12 protein-coding genes and 1 pseudogene are annotated in these 15,530 nt (G+C 36.0%); 9 read left to right on the forward strand and 4 right to left on the reverse strand.

Going from position 1 to position 15,530, the window contains the following annotated elements:
* The 3 genes and pseudogenes from ACP6PM_RS34700 to ACP6PM_RS34710 form a co-directional block, all read left to right on the forward strand.
* Positions 1-1,242 (forward strand): annotated as a pseudogene (locus ACP6PM_RS34700) (hypothetical protein); the annotation flags it as partial.
* A 45-nt stretch (positions 1,243-1,287) separates the two neighbouring features.
* Positions 1,288-3,516 (forward strand): serine/threonine phosphatase, encoded by a 2,229-nt coding sequence (locus ACP6PM_RS34705; protein WP_426591421.1) that lies wholly within the window; start codon positions 1,288-1,290, stop codon positions 3,514-3,516.
* A gap of 249 nt (positions 3,517-3,765) precedes the next feature.
* On the forward strand, positions 3,766-4,989 hold the full coding sequence (locus ACP6PM_RS34710) for a protein kinase domain-containing protein (RefSeq protein ID WP_426591423.1): 1,224 nt from the start codon (positions 3,766-3,768) through the stop codon (positions 4,987-4,989).
* 253 nt (positions 4,990-5,242) lie between these two features.
* On the opposite strand, the gene ACP6PM_RS34715 is transcribed toward ACP6PM_RS34710, so the two are convergent.
* The 3 genes from ACP6PM_RS34715 to ACP6PM_RS34725 form a co-directional block, all read right to left on the reverse strand.
* Entirely contained in the window at positions 5,243-5,416 is a 174-nt protein-coding gene (locus tag ACP6PM_RS34715) for a zinc ribbon domain-containing protein (RefSeq protein WP_426591424.1), read from the reverse strand.
* 58 nt (positions 5,417-5,474) lie between these two features.
* Positions 5,475-5,693 (reverse strand): DUF4327 family protein, encoded by a 219-nt coding sequence (locus ACP6PM_RS34720; RefSeq protein WP_293099284.1) that lies wholly within the window; start codon positions 5,691-5,693, stop codon positions 5,475-5,477.
* A gap of 931 nt (positions 5,694-6,624) precedes the next feature.
* Positions 6,625-7,704 carry an HlyD family secretion protein gene (locus ACP6PM_RS34725; protein ID WP_426591425.1) on the reverse strand — a complete coding sequence of 360 codons (1,080 nt, stop codon included), beginning with the start codon at positions 7,702-7,704 and terminating at the stop codon, positions 6,625-6,627.
* 625 nt (positions 7,705-8,329) lie between these two features.
* Between ACP6PM_RS34725 and ACP6PM_RS34730 the strand changes: the two genes are divergently transcribed.
* From ACP6PM_RS34730 to ACP6PM_RS34755, 6 genes are all read left to right on the forward strand, one after another.
* Positions 8,330-8,545 carry a hypothetical protein gene (locus ACP6PM_RS34730; RefSeq protein WP_426591426.1) on the forward strand — a complete coding sequence of 72 codons (216 nt, stop codon included), beginning with the start codon at positions 8,330-8,332 and terminating at the stop codon, positions 8,543-8,545.
* Positions 8,546-9,925: 1,380 nt separating this feature from the next.
* Complete coding sequence (locus tag ACP6PM_RS34735) at positions 9,926-10,114, forward strand: hypothetical protein (RefSeq protein ID WP_293099292.1); 189 nt, start codon at positions 9,926-9,928, stop codon at positions 10,112-10,114.
* A gap of 217 nt (positions 10,115-10,331) precedes the next feature.
* Positions 10,332-10,547 (forward strand): hypothetical protein, encoded by a 216-nt coding sequence (locus ACP6PM_RS34740; RefSeq protein WP_293099294.1) that lies wholly within the window; start codon positions 10,332-10,334, stop codon positions 10,545-10,547.
* A gap of 389 nt (positions 10,548-10,936) precedes the next feature.
* Positions 10,937-11,182 carry a hypothetical protein gene (locus ACP6PM_RS34745; RefSeq protein ID WP_426591428.1) on the forward strand — a complete coding sequence of 82 codons (246 nt, stop codon included), beginning with the start codon at positions 10,937-10,939 and terminating at the stop codon, positions 11,180-11,182.
* A gap of 1,085 nt (positions 11,183-12,267) precedes the next feature.
* Positions 12,268-12,510: a hypothetical protein gene (locus tag ACP6PM_RS34750; RefSeq protein WP_426591429.1), complete on the forward strand. Its 243-nt coding sequence runs from the start codon at positions 12,268-12,270 to the stop codon at positions 12,508-12,510.
* Between the two features lie 586 nt (positions 12,511-13,096).
* On the forward strand, positions 13,097-15,307 hold the full coding sequence (locus tag ACP6PM_RS34755) for a peptidase domain-containing ABC transporter (protein WP_426591430.1): 2,211 nt from the start codon (positions 13,097-13,099) through the stop codon (positions 15,305-15,307).
* Here the strand turns inward: ACP6PM_RS34755 and ACP6PM_RS34760 are convergent.
* Positions 15,287-15,530: hypothetical protein (locus ACP6PM_RS34760; protein WP_426591431.1), on the reverse strand; the 244-nt coding region annotated here is incomplete at its 5' end. The two genes, ACP6PM_RS34755 and ACP6PM_RS34760, sit on opposite strands and share 21 nt — an antisense overlap.

Consider the following 15,530-nt stretch of genomic DNA (forward strand, 5'->3'; position numbering starts at 1 on the left):
CCAAACTATAGTGCTACTCAAAAGTCTCAGGTCTTACCTCCAGGAAATGAAAATTCAAATAATAAGTCTGAGGTCTTACCTCCAGGAAATGAAAATTTAAAAATCCTCACTCCAAACTATAGTGCTACTCAAAAGTCTCAGGTCTTACCTCCAGGAAATGAAAATTCAAATAATAAGTCTGAGGTCTTACCTCCAGGAAATGAAAATTTAAAAATCCTCACTCCAAACTATAGTGCTACTCAAAAGTCTCCAGTCTTACCTCCGGGAAATGAAAATTCAAAAATCTTAACTCCAAACTATAGTGCTACTCAAAAGTCTCCAGTCTTACCTCCAGGAAATGAAAATTCAAAAATCCTAACTCCAAACTATATTGCTAGTGAAAAGTCTCCAGTCTTACCTCCGGGAAATGAAAATTCAAATAATAAGTCTGAGGTCTTACTTCCAGGAAATGAAAATTCAAAAATCCTAACTTCAAACTGTAGTGCTAGTGATGAGTCTGAGGTCTTACCTCCAGGAAATGAAAATTCAAGAATCCTAACTCCCAACTATAGTGCTAGTGGTGAGTCTCAGGTCTTAGCTCCGGGAAATGGAAATCCAAAATTTCAGACTCAGAACTATAGTGCTAGTGAAAAGTCTGACCTATCCCTTCCCGGAAATGAAAATTCAAAAATCCTAACTTCAAACGATAGTGCTAGTGAAAAGTCTCCGATTTTGCCTGGGGAAAATGAAAAAGACTTAATTATTCTTACAGAATGTCCCACAAGCTGGAATGACTTACGAATCTGGTTCCGACGAGCAATAAATCAACAGAAGAAACTAGCGATCGCCTACTCCCAACCTCCTATTGTCCCTCCCCTAGAAATCTGGCAAAAACTCCTGGGAATTGCCAAATATCTCAGCCGTACAAGCCAACCTGTCACTCGTTATCAATTGCTAAAAAAGTTAAATATTGGCGATGCTACTCTTAAATTAGGTTTTAAATCAATACAACATTTTGGATTTAATGTCAAGTATAAAGAGAGAAGTTTTTACATAATCCAGAATCAAACCAAAAATCAAAAAGCCTCCTGGGTCGAAAATTCTTTAACAGAAACTTCATCCCAAACAGTCCAAAAGTTCCTAGCAGCAGTATCAGAAGAACAATTTAGGGAAAAATACTTTTGTGAAGTGCCTCTAAAAACAATAGAAGCGATCGCAGCCCAAACAATTTTAGAAGATACTAATACCTCCATTCCCTTCTAGTTGCTCTACAATAATTGAAGTTGTGACACAGAACAGCCTCCTATTATGCTCATCTGTCCCCAATGTGAGTTTGAAAATCCTAACAATCATAAATATTGTCAAAAATGTGGTATGTCCTTAACCCACAAGAATTGTCATCAATGTGGCTCAGAAGTCCCCTTGACTGCTCTACAATGTCACAACTGTGGAGCCTATACAGGTCAATTATGGAAGGCCATTATTTACTATCAAACAGAAGTTACTACTCCCAGTATACCAGAGATTAATCTTAAGAAACTGAGTCAAGAAGAATTCATTACAGGAGCAAGCTCCCTGGGCAAGAATTCCGCAGCAGATATAATTACTGAAGAATCTGAAGAGATTTTAGAATTATCTCAGAATTCGGAGGAGAAAATTGAAATAGAAAATACTCCAGAACCTGGTGAAACTTTTGCTACATCAGCTTCAGATATAGAAGAAGTAGAAGAAACTCAACCAAAAGCAATAGAACACTCAGAGAATTCAGAATTAATAACTGTAGATATACTAAGTCCAATGTCTGAAGCAGTAAACACAGAGAATCCATTATCCTTAAACGATACAGAAATTCTCTCCACTGCATCAGAAGAAAAATACTTAGACCCTCAACAACGCTACCAAGTATTGGAAACTATACCAGCAAGCAACCAAAGTCAAACAGTAGTTGTGCAAGTATTAGACCGTTACCCACTAGAAGAAACCCCAATTCAAGCTTGGTTGAAAAATAACTCTGATGGCTTTAAACCAATAACCCCCGAAGCTATGGAAGCCTTAATTATCCCCATCATTGCCCAACCGTATATAGCATTACAGACCCAAATACCTCAACATTTGCCAAATATTCACGATGCTTGGCGATCATACTCGGAGGAAAGTTCGCGATTCCTTCGGAATGCTGCGCAAACGCCAGAGGAAGAAATACTACTTTTGGCGGACTATAGCAGTTGGCCACGATTAGTTGACCTCTGGGGAAAACAACAACTGCCCCAACTACAAATTTTATCGTGGTTGCAACAAATGACCGAATTGTGGATAGCTCTAACACCCTGGGATTGTTGTCAAAGTATACTCGAACATGAAAATCTCCGGGTAAATCAAGCAGATAACAACTCTATCAAGTTGCAACGCTTGTACTCAAAATCTGGTGAAGCCAAAACTCTGGGAGATTTAATGCTATTCTGGCAATGGTTGTTTGAGCAATCCCAACGTACACAATTTGGTTGGATAACAGCTTTATTTCAAGATTGGCAGAATGGTGAGATACAAACTATTGAACAATTGCGAGCCTATTTAATGAATACTCAAGATAACTTACAACCTCAAGCACCTCCTAAATCTGCACCTACAGTTTTGCAAACGGATGATTCTGCCTCGGAAATAGTAGATAATATTGAGACTCAAGATACTGAACTTTTACCAATACAATTGGTAAGTTTGGAAAGTTCCGGTAAAAGTGATGTAGGCAGTCAACGCGAGCATAATGAAGATGCTTTTGGGATTCAAACTCAGATAGAAAGTCAGGAAACCTCTACAGAAAGAATTATTCAGGCGAAAGGAATTTATATACTTTGTGATGGTATGGGAGGACACGCTAGTGGAGAAATAGCTAGTCAGTTAGGAGTAGATACGATTAAACAATACTTTAAAACAGAAGGTAGTTGGTCAATAGGTTTGCCTTCAGAGGAAACAATTCGTGAAGCAATTTTACAGGCAAATGAGGTAATTTACGATATTAACCAACAAGAAGTCCGTTCTGGTAGTAGTCGGATGGGTACTACTTTAGTCATGGCGATGATTTACGATACAAAAGTAGCTGTCGCCCATGTAGGGGATAGTCGTTTGTATCGTTTTTCTCGTAAGGGAGGTTTAGAGCAGATTACTCTAGACCATGAAGTAGGGCAAAGAGAAATTAATCGTGGAGTTGAACCAGAAATAGCTTATGGTCGCCCCGATGCTTATCAATTGACTCAAGCTTTAGGACCACGAGATGAAAATTTTGTTAGACCTGATATACAGTTTTTGAATCTGAATGAGGATAGTCTGTTAATTTTAGCGTCTGATGGTTTAACAGATAACCAGCTTCTGGAAAGCTATTGGCAAACTCACCTGGAACCACTTTTAGACAAACAAGCTAATTTGGAGTTGGGTGTAAGTAAGTTAATTGATTTGGCAAATCAATATAATGGTCACGATAATATTACAGCAATTGTCATTCGTGCTTTAGTGAAGCCACAAGAAAGAATGGATAATGGATAATGGATAATGGATAATAAAAACTATCTCTAATTATTGCTTTGCTGAAATTATCTGGCGCGCATTGACATATAAAAGTATTAGCCTTTTTTACCTTGAAAAAAGTACCTGGTTTTCAGCCCTTCATGCTTAAAAAGTTAGCCTAAATGGGTTGACGCGAGGCAGAAAAATTACTCTTGCTATTATGCACGACCACCTTCTCTATAACTCTCTGTTCCTCCTGACTCTTAACTACTCCCTACTTTATAAATTGTGATTAGGTTAACTCTCCTAGACCCTCAAAAAAATACTCCTTTAAAAAATTGGGACTTTCAGAGCGAATCAATAATTAAGGTTGGTCGCTCTCCTGATAATCATATTGTTTTATCTGATAGTTTAGTTTCCCGATACCATCTAGAGCTACATAAAATATCAAAGTCCCAATCTGGAAATATTTGGCGCTTAGTTAGCCAAGGTACAAATGGGACTTTTGTTAATGGAGTTTTGATGTCTCAGGGAATTGTTTCTGATGGTTCCCTGATACAGTTAGCGAGAGGCGGCCCGATTTTTAAGTTTCAAGTTCGGGCTACTTCTGCTGCAAAAATTCCCCAGCAATGTTGTCCCCGCGCTGGTGATAACCCAGCGGGAAATTTATTTTGCATCTATTGTGGTAAACCAATTCAGGTTGAACGCAGCATTCGTCAATATCAAGTGTTACGGATATTAGGTCAAGGTGGCATGGGTACTACTTATTTAGCTTGGGATCGGGAGCGACATAGTTTACAAGGTATGGGCGCTTCCCCTGCTGCTGCTTTAGTGGTACTCAAGGAAATGAATGCTGATATGGCTCAAATTCGTAAGGCTCAAGAATTATTTGAGCGAGAAGCTAGAGCGCTAAAATCATTAAGCCATCCAGGAATTCCTAAGTTTTTCGACTTTTTTGTCGAAGAAGACAAGAAATATTTGGCAATGGAAATGATTCATGGTCAGGATTTGGAGAAACGCATTGCTACTCAAGGACCGATTTTGCCACAACAGGCAATAGAGTGGATGATTCAGACTTGCGAGGTACTAGAATACATTCACTCACAAGAACCCCCACTTATTCACCGGGATATTAAACCTGCTAATCTTCTAGTGCGCCGTCGCGATAATCAGATAGTGGTTTTGGATTTTGGGGCAGTTAAAGAAATTGGAACGCCTTTAGGTACGCGAATTGGTGCAGAAGGTTATAGCGCCCCCGAACAAGACCGCGGGCAACCTTTAACTCAATCTGATTTGTATGCGGTGGGTGCAACTCTGATTTTTTTGCTGACAGGTCAAAGTCCTATGCACTTTTATGATAATCGTGGTAATGGTTATCGGTTTTATATTGAAAGCGTTCCCACTATTACACCACAAGTACGGGAGGTGATTGAAAAAGTTACACAACCATTGCCTAGCGATCGCTATCAAACTGCTCCAGAGTTAGCAGAAGCGTTGAATAGTTGTCTTTAAAAAGCAAACATAATCAGTTTTAATAAGCTGATACTAAATTTGGTTTAGATGTGTTATTTCTGAAAGGATATAACAGAAAAAAATGATGAATATCTTTTGTCAATCTGACTTGGTATCAGCGATATAAAGGCATATTTCAGTTCTTGACAAGGACTGCTTGTAGTAGTGCAATACTATCTCATTATCGATATTGTGCAAGATTTAACCTACTCAAATCAGTTAAAACAATCATATTATAGGTTCACCATTCACACTAAAGGCAGTTAGCTACAAAGGAGGAAATATTAATGGTTTGTGCACCGTTTAAATATCTTGGAATTACGGTTTTACACTTGGGGCACCCAAACAATTTTGAGGAACCAAGTTTTTTTTGAACATGACCACAGTTGCCACAAGTTTTATAACCATAAGCTTCCTGATAACGCAAAAATATTAAGGCTTTGTTTTCATCAGCCTGGCTTGAGTCCGATCAAGAAGTTAGTAAACTAATCTTCTTCCCAAGCCTCGACAGCTAATAGTTCACTAATTGGATCTTGCATCGAAAAACCAAACTCTTGCAGTTCTTTTTTCCAATAGTGCCATTTATCCCCAAAAAGTAGGGCAATCTTCCAGATACTATCTGTTGGCTTGATTATATTAGACTTCAGAAGGGAATTCACCTGACGCTGGAGTTTATCCATCGGGTGTATAACCTGTTGGCTCATAATACCTCTTAATTTTTTGAAATTCTCCTGAACACTACCTCCCCATTATCACTTTTACCGATTCGTGGATTTTTCGTGGCCTTGGGAAAGGTGCTTTATATGTTTATAATGTAGAATACTTACTTTTGGCAAGCCACTATAAGTAAAACTAAATTATTTAAAACTCATTGTAAGATTTATTTATGCTTCTTCTTGAGTTTTTATGTGTTTTCCTACTTGAAAACAATTAATTAATGTGATATACAAAAACTGTGTTTTTAGATAGGTAAACAAGATTTTTTTCGATTATACTGAAAATTATAACACAAATTTAGATATAGATCAAGATTTAGTTAGTCTGATAAGTAATTTTTGTATATTTAGTTATGCTGATTAGCCGTTCGGCATTTATACTACTTATACTTATAGATAGGACTTATGGAAAGAAACCCGGTTTCTACGAGAAATCTGGTTTGAATAATCGACATCTAGGCACATAAACTGGTTTAGGGGTTCCCGTGCGTCAATCCTATATTTATCAAAATAATATGGGTCTAAAACCCCGCCTTTTAAGGCAAAATATTTTTGGAGCGGGGCTTAAATCCCCGTTACAAAAATCACTTATGACTTATGACTTATGACTTATGACTTCGTTAACTAAGTCCTGAGAAAGGGTAGGGTTTCATTGGCGAGAGAGACTTGAATGCTAGTTTAAATCTGGCTAAGGCGGTCTAGGGGAGCCGTCCGATTGGCGACCTATCGATCGTAACAGCCTGTGGACTGGGTAAGGCCGACCTTGCCAGGTAGAAGCGGGAAGAGAACAGATAATTGTAGAAATCTACAGATTATCATAGGTTTCTAAGAACGGCGATTACTGGATTTTGGAAAGATTAGGATTAACAATATAGTTCTATTCTTAACCTGTCCACCTCAACTAAAAACAATACAAATACTAAAAGTCAGTTAATAGTCTAACTTTTCTGAGAGCAAAAGTTAATACAGTTTCCTGTGAAGAAATAATATCAGCTCGACCTTCCATTCCTGGTTGTATCGGATATTGACGTTCGCCCTTGACTAAGTAGGGTCGTTCAGGTTTTATAGTGACCTCATAATAAGCTTCTTGAAGCACTTCTGGGGCGATAGCATCTGGAGAAATTGAACTGACAGTTCCTTTGAGAATACCATAATCAGGGAAAGGATAAGCAGAAACCCGAATTTGTACAGGTTGACCTACTTTCACCCTGGCGATATCTGCTGCTGTCACTCTACCCTTAAATACTAAAGGTGTATTACTAGGAACAATCTGAGCGATCGCTGCTCCTGATTCCACAGTTTGTCCAGGATTGCGCAAAGATAACTTAAGTATAGTACCATTTGCAGGAGCGCTAATTACGCTATTATCAAGCTTAGTATTTATCTGTTCTAGTTCTCTGTTACCAGCAGTCAATTCTTTAATTAGTTCTGTTCGCTTGACTATCAGATCGCGTCTATCTTTAGCAAACTGTTGAGCAACTGTAGGCAAAGATTGGGATAGTTCTAAAATAGCTGATTCAATGGATGATTCATCTATTTTATTATTTGCTACTGTAGATGATTGGGATTGCTGAAAAGTCTGAGGTCTAGCAGTAGCTAAGATTTGAACTTCTAGAGCAGATATTTGTTGATTTATCTGCTCTAATTCTATGTCGCACTGTTTTATTTTTTCTTGTAGTTGATTTTTTTGACGATTAAGAGCAGATTCATCTATGCGCGCGATCGGATCTCCTATCTGGACTGCTTGATTTTCATTTACTTCTATACTGTCAACTTTACCTTCTGTAAGTGCTTGAACAATTCTTACATCTCCTGTTGGTCTAGCAATAGCTTCAGTTCTCACAGTAGGATTATACTTTACTACACTCATTAGGGCAATAGCTGCACCAAATGTTCCCACTAAGAACATTCCCCCTATTTTATTCCAACGACTCATAGGAGGTAGAAATTCATCACTTTCTAGGGGTTGTACTTCTATAGAGTCAGAATTATTGAACATAATTTATTTTCACTTGCTAAAATAATTTTTTTGAGACTAAATTTGAGAAATTAATATCAAGTTCAGCTAATTACCTACGATATGCGATCGTAAATGGTTGTACTAGGGGTTTGGTCTGCAAACCCCTATACATGACTGGCAATGACAAATGTTTTATCGAACATAATATAACTACTCCAACTAATTACCTTATTTATATTCTTCCCTGTTAAATCAAATATTGTCGGGGAAGTTCTCATCTCACTCTGAAATTTTAATCTTTCTATGAGTTATCTTACTTCTGGATTTTTTTAATTTCCTCTACTGGAAATTCTCTAGCTTAGGAGTTATTTTGTCAGCGATCCGGATCAGGTTAAAACTGGCAGAAATTAGGATTAAAGTTAAGTAGTCGTACAAAATAAATTTCCTAGTTGAGAGAGGGAACAGGAGACAGGTAGTCAATAGGATGTGTAATTAATTTTGCATAGGAACTTAATACTCAATATAAAATTATCATAGAAGTTGGCAAAAATCCGGATAGTGCAGATTATTTTGGAAGTATAAACTAAAATTCCTTCAGAAGTTAAAGAAATCAGCAAAGATTACTGCTATTTTCAGAAAATTATTAACCATGAGGAAGTTCATCATGCAAGAATCTCAACAAAAGCAACTTTTTACAGAACTGAATTCAGAAGAATCTACCACAATAAATGGTGGTTACAATGAAAATTATCAACATCGCCGTAGTTTTTTAGGTTTTCAACTTTGTCCTCGCAGTTATTACGGTTATAACCGTTCTTATCCTGACTATGAACGTTATAATTCTAATTATTATAAGGGGAATATAAGAGGCTATTACTAAGGTTAACTTTTTCATATTTCAATAACAGATAAATTATCATTATTTAGCTGTTTAATATCTTTCTAAGTAGGTTGTTCATTACATGGATAATGGATAATGGGTAATTACCTCTGCTTAAAACCGTACGGGAATTGAATATAAGGAAGTATTATTTCTTGTCTTGGTCGATTGGATATGGGGAGGGAACCTCACCATCCCATCCTACGGACTGCTCCGCAAACGACCGCTTTTTCCTCTTGAAAGGGAAGGCTATAAGAGACTGTTTGTAAAATAAGTATTAAGAGAACATGCGAGTGACTAAAATCTAAAAGCGGTAATACTTCAAGAGATTGAAATTTGGTAGGTAGAGAAGTATTCAGTACATATATTCCTAGATTTTTAAGCGACAAATATTTGTCTTGATTTCTTCCTCCTTATTCCCTATTCCCTATTCCCTATTCCCTGTTCCCTGTTCCCTGTTCCCTGTTCCCTGTTCCCTATCTCCTTTTTATATTTCCTTTACAAACAATCTCTAAAGGGTGAATTATTGAATTAATAATTATTCATTATTAGACCTCTCCGGAAAAGAGGGAACAGGGAACAGGGAGAAGTAATTGATAATTTATGGATAATAATTGATTCTATTTTTAATTTTCGGAGATGTCTATTAATTATTGGATAAGCATTTCCTGGGGAATGCAGAGCTAACAGCCGTCAGCTAGCTGAATACTTAGGGTAAAATTAATTAAAAAATTAGGAGGGAGGTTTCAAAGGAAAAATACATCCTCAAATATTCTACTTATCTCTATTTTCATAGTTAATTCATTGATGATTAATTATCGCTAATTTAATATTTTTGACAGCGAAAATAGCTGGAAATTAAAGCGAAAATAGCTGGAAATTAAATAGAGGCTAAGGAAGATAGATTGAAAGATTGAAAATAGCTCCAACCTTAGATATATCAGTCAATATTTTTTTGAGATTAAACCATTACTCTATAAGTTTTTAATGCTATTTCAATACCAGTTTAATCAAGATTTGCTACAAAGAGAAAATTTTGATTATAACTGCTTACTTATTGTATGAATTGATTGATATAATTAATCAATAACATCTAACATTTTCCTGTTTTTTTATTTCTTTTTAATTCTTCCTTCATTCATTTATTATGACTCCTTTTTTCAGGAATTATATAGGAGTCATATTTTAATATTTTCAGAGTTTTTATATATTTGATAATTTGTTAAAAATTATTTAGAATTGCTATATTTAATTCAAAATTATTTAGATCGGTATTTATCCGGATGTTGTTAACTACTAAAGAAGAATGAATTGTAATTCCTAGTAGTAAACAGGAATTATTAAACGTTACTAATGTAATTAACCTTGAGGAAAATATCGATGCAAGAAAAAGAAAATAACCAACTCTTTACTGACCTTTCTACTGAAGAGTCTGCTACTATCAATGGGGGTCATGGATATTATGGTCGTTACCGTCGTAGCCGTTATTACGGTTATGGCTATCGTCGTTATTATCGTCGGCCTGTACGTTACTACTCCCGTCGTCGCTACTATGGCGGTTGCTACTAATTAAAATTTTTTAACAGTAGTTTTCTCCTGATTAATTGAAAAAAAAGTAAATTTTTTACTGCTTTTTATCAGCTCATAAATAGCAGATAATCAGGAAAAAAATCTCCGGATGCTGGAAGTGACTAACGAATAATAGATCGGAAATTACAAGATAGTTAAATAAAATTATAGAGATTTTAACTATCTTGTAAACCGAAATAAGCCAGAGGATAATCTTATGCAAGAAACTCAAAACAGCGAACTATTTTCTAATCTTTCTTCTGAAGAATCTGCCACTATTAATGGTGGTCATTATTACGATGATTGTTACGGTTATGGTTATGGTCGCCCTGTACGTTACTATCGTCGTCCTGTTAGCTACCACTATCGTAGCTACAGTTACCATTCTCGCCCTGTCAGTTATAGCTACAGAGGCTATAACGATTGCTACTAAAAATTAGCGATGTAACTCTGATTTAAGCTAATTTAAGTTCAACTAATTCAACTAAATTTAGCACCTACAAAATTATAGGTGCTTTTTGATCAAACTTGAAGTAGCTATCAGATTTGCCGAGGGAATACTTTGTTAACAGCAGTCAGTTATCAGCCACAAAAATATAGTTACCCAATTCTTTAAAAGTTTGGGTTTCAATTCCTTTTACAACTACTGAAAAACTGACTGCTAGTTTCTAAAGGCTTTTTAAACACCAGTTCAATAGAAATAAAAAAATATCCTGAAGCTCTAACTCACCTAAAGAATAATCTATTACAAATCACGAGATAGTTGCATAAATAAATATAAGTTTAAACTAGCTTGTTGATTAAATTAACTCTGAGGAAAAAATGATGCAAGAAACTCAAAATAACGAACTATTTTCTGATATTTCTACTGAAGATTCTGCCAGTATTAATGGTGGTCATGGTTGTGGTTGTGATGGTTACGGTCGCGGTCGCTCTGTAAGTTATGGCTATGGTCGCCGTGGCTATTACTATGGTGGTTATGGATATGGGCGCCCTGTACGTTATGGCTACCGTCATCGTAGTTATGGCTACGGTTATGGTGGCTATCGTCGTGGTGGCTGCTACTAAAAGTTATATCATGCTGGAATTATAACTTTAATTGATATTGCATGAAATCAAGTACCTATAGTTTTATGGGTGCTTTTTTCTGATTTTATTCATAGTAAATAGGGTAGTCCTGCATGGTAATGGTGAGGATATATATTTTTGGCATTGCTGAATTAAGGTATGAAAGTAAGTTTATAGGTAATAGGGAACAGGAAACACTTAACTGGGAACAGTTAGTATTAACAAGTGGTTCAAACAATCCAAAATTATCAAATCATACCGTGTTTCAGCAACGCCATATTTTTTAATTTCTCCCACACTCCCCATCTCCCCAAACTCCCAGTGCTTCCTTTACCATTACTATCCACCACCACCGTAAATAGTAATAGTTATTTGTCATATAGTAATTCTTATATTGGTGAGGTATAAAGTTTTAGGCAATATGGAATAGAGATATAAATTTATACCAAATATTTATGAACTTGCATATAACTAGAGATTCTCAAAACATTGCCTTTCCTAAGTTTATTTGTAAGTATTTAGATATTAGCCTTCAGCCTTCAACTTCTAGCTTTCAGCTTTCAATTTTTCCTTGGTAATAATTCTGCACTAACGGGACTTAAACAAAATAGGAGTAGAAAATAGACTCAAAGATAGATAGGGAGAGGTTTTTACGTCAAAAAGGTATAAATCCTTTATAAGCACGGGTTTTAGCAATTTTTAGGTCGTTGACGTAATTCCCTTGTGTAGACTGACTTTCAAGCAGTTTTTATGCCAAAAAATGTCTAAGTACCACTAAGTAATTAATGAGAAAGATTGGCTAATATGCTTTCAGAGTAATTTTTAATTTTCACTCAATTTTTCAACTCTGATTCTTCCTTCAAAAAGAATAAGTTAATGGCGCTCTAGCTGATGGCTGTTAGCTCCGCATTCAGCAGGAAATGCTTAAGTTATTTTTCAATTAAAAAATGTAGTTTAATCTAAATAAAAAAATCTCCGGAAGCTGCAACTGAGCAAAAGAATAGTCTATTACAAATCACGAGATAGTGAAATAAATAGAAACAAATTTATACTAGCTTGTTGATTAAATTAACTCTGAGGAAAAAATGATGCAAGAAACTCAAAATAACGAACTATTTTCTGATATTTCTACTGAAGACTCTGCCACTATTAATGGTGGTCATGGTTGTGGTTGTGATGGTTACGGTTATGGTCGCTCTGTAAGTTATGGTTACGGCGGATATCGTGGTGGCTATGGCTACAGTTATGGTGGCTACCGTCGTGGTTACGGTTACAGTCGCTCTGTAAGTTATAGTTACCGTCGTGGTGGCTATGGTGGCTGCTACTAAAAGCTATGTAAGGATTCAGCTATCAGCTATCAGCTATTAGCTATTAGCTATGATGTCCGCTAGCATCGTTTGTGTATAAAATTAAGTCATAATTGGCAGAAGGATTTCTGCCTTCTGTATTTCTTCCACCAAAGTGTAAGTATTCAAGCAGACATGATATGAGTTAATAAGTCATTGTGACGTTTATGAGGTATTAGTCTCCAAGGAGAATTAAAAGCTACGTTTGCGCAGTATTGCGCAGGAAATGGGAGCTAGCTGAATGCTTACAAAGCTATATCATGGTCAGATTTATAGATTGACATTTCATCAAATTAAGCACCTATAGCTTTATTAGCTTTATGGGTGCTTTTTTCTGATTTGATTGTTTGTTAACAGAAAGAGTTATTTGGCATAGCATAATTCATCAGTTGTAAGCATTCAGCTATTAGCAGTCAACTCTTAGCTTTTTAATAAATGAAGCAAGCAAAGGACATACTTCTACATCTCCATTTTTACTACATCCTTCTTTAAAGGTAATAAAGCTGATAGCTGAAGACTGAATGTTTACCATCAATCTAGTTATTTTTAAATTAAAAATTAAATTATTATGTTAGACATTGTACCAGTACCAATATTACCCAAAGCATCTACTGAGCGTGAAATAAATAACTTTAATAAATATCCAATAATTCTCCAGCAAAGTGAGGAAGATTGTGGAGCGGCTTGTTTAGCTTCTATTGCCAAATATCATGGTCGTACTTTAACAATTAATCGGATTAGAGAAACTATAGGTACTAATCAACAAGGAACTACATTATTAGGTTTAAAGCAAGGTGCAGATACTATCGGTTTTAATGCTAGGTCTGTGAAGGCTAATCCAGGAATTTTAAATAAAATTGAACAGGCTCCTTTACCAGCAATTATTCATTGGCAAGGGTATCATTGGGTAGTTTTATATGGTAAACAAGGCGACAAATATGTAATTGCTGACCCTGCCATTGGGATTCGTTTTTTGTCCGAAAAAGAATTAGCTGAAGGATGGGAAGATTGGGTTTGTTTGTTAGTAGAGCCTGACCCAAAACGTTTTTTTTCTGAGGCTGATGAAAAGGTAAGTAGTATTAGCAGATTGGTAAGACGAGTTTGGTATTATCGTCAAATTATTTTTCAGGTATTTATACTAAATATCGTTTTGGGTTTACTTTCTATTGCTTCTCCTTTTTTGGTGCAAATTTTGACTGATGATGTGCTAGTTCGTGGCGATTTTCAGTTACTTACCAGTGTGGTAATTGCTGTGATTGTGATGAATATTTTTAGTAGTTGTCTGGAGTTAGTTCAGTCTAATATGATTGCCCATTTTGCTCAACGTTTGGAGTTAGGGCTAGTGATGGAGTTTGGCAGACAAATTTTACGTTTGCCATTGAATTATTATGAGACGCGACGTAGTGGTGAAATTGTTAGTAGGCTGACGGATATTAAAGAGATTAATCAGTTGGTTTCCCAAGTAATTGTGAGTTTGCCTAGTCAATTTTTTATTGCTTTGGTATCTTTGATTGTGATGTGCCTTTATAGTTTTTCTCTGACTATAGTTGCTGTTTTTATGGCGGTGGTTATGACTTTATCAACTATTGCTTTGCTGCCGATTTTACAGCAAAAAACTAGAAGTTTATTTGCTTTAGAAGCAGAAAATCAGGGTGTTTTGGTAGAGACTTTTAAAGGAGCGATGACTCTCAAAACTACCTCTAGCGCTCCTCAATTTTGGGAAGAATATCAAGGTAGGTTTGGCAAGTTGGCTAATTTGAGTTTTAGAACTACTCAGATTGGGATTGTCAATGATGTATTTTCTGGTTTAGTTAGTAATATTGGTAATATTTTTCTGTTATGGTTTGGCAGTAATTTAGTTATCGCTGAACAATTAAGTATTGGTCAGTTATTGGCTTTTATTGCTATGAATCAATATGTGTCAACTTTGGTTAGTACATTGGTGGGATTGATGGATGAATTGGCAAAAGTTCAGACTGCTACTCGACGACTTTCGGAAGTAATTGATTATCCTCCAGAAACAGATGAAAATCATCAAAAGCCGGAGGCTAAAATTAAGGATAATTCTGATATTATTTGCTCTAATATTAGTTTTCACTATGCTGGCAGAATAGATTTATTAGAAAATTTTTCTGTGAGGTTTCCTGGTGGTAAGTCTATTGCTTTAATTGGTGAGTCTGGCTGTGGTAAAAGTACGGTTGCTAAATTAATTGCTGGTTTATATCCTGTGCAATCTGGTAATGTTCAAGTTGGTATTTATAATTTGCAAGATTTAGATATAAATTCTTTGAGAAAACAGGTTGTATTGGTGCCTCAAGATGCTCATTTTTGGAGTCGTTCAATTATTGAAAATTTCCATTTGGCTGCACCTGGGGTAACTTTTGAACAAATTGTTAAAGCTTGTCAAATTTCTGGAGCGGATGAATTTATTAGTCGTTTGCCTGATAAGTATCAAACGGTTTTAGGAGAATTTGGAGCTAATATTTCTGGGGGTCAAAGGCAGCGTTTGGCAATAGCTAGAGGTATTGTTAATGACCCGCCTGTATTAATTTTGGATGAGTCAACTTCTGGTTTAGATCCTATGGCTGAGTCTGAAGTTTTGGAGAGTTTATTGTCTCATCGTAGTGGTAAAACTACTATTTTTATTAGTCACAGACCAAGGGTTATTAGTAGAGCTGATTGGATTGTTTTATTAAATCGTGGTCAGTTAGAATTGGAAGGTTCTGTCGAATCTTTACGGGCAAAACATGGGAATCATTTAGATTTTTTGAATCCTTAAATTATGGGGCGGGAAGAAGTTTTGCTGCTCTATTTTTCTGTTCGGTTTCGGTTGAGTATCTCGAATTTTCCCGACTCGACTATTGCGTATGGAGCAATAGTAGTTTTTTTCATTCCCTGAAGCACCCGGAACAGATGTTTGGAGAATTTCCTGACTATTGCTCCATACGCAATAGTAGTTTTTTTTCATTCCCTGAAGCACCCGGAACAGATGTTTGGAGAAT

Source organism: Dapis brunnea BLCC-M229, assembly GCF_050015995.1.
Lineage (GTDB): Bacteria > Cyanobacteriota > Cyanobacteriia > Cyanobacteriales > Microcoleaceae > Trichodesmium.